We start from the raw sequence: 256 nt of genomic DNA, 5'->3' as shown, positions 1-256 counted from the left end.
CCAATACATCTACCATCCGCGCTGGCGCGAACAGAAGGACGCTGAAAAGTTCATCCGCGCCGCACAGTTGGGGTTGGTCCTGCCCTCGGTGAGACGCAACGTAACCGTCCACCTGCAGGACAGCACCTCGCCGCGGCAACAAACCCTCGCCGCCGCTGTCCGCCTGATGGACCTGGGGGCCCTCCGGGTGGGCTCCGAAAGCTACATGAAGCAAAACGGTTCTTACGGGCTGACCACTCTTCGGTGCCGTCACGCG

Annotated in this window: 1 pseudogene; it reads left to right on the top strand. The window is 63.3% G+C overall.

Annotated features, from left to right (window positions below):
* Nucleotides 1–256 (top strand): annotated as a pseudogene (locus SB772_RS43115) (DNA topoisomerase IB); the annotation flags it as partial.

It is taken from the genome of Paraburkholderia sp. SIMBA_030, from assembly GCF_046535245.1.
In the GTDB taxonomy this organism is placed as follows: domain Bacteria; phylum Pseudomonadota; class Gammaproteobacteria; order Burkholderiales; family Burkholderiaceae; genus Paraburkholderia.
The sequence above is the reverse complement of the archived record's forward strand: the minus strand, read 5'-3'. Positions and strand labels throughout refer to the sequence as shown.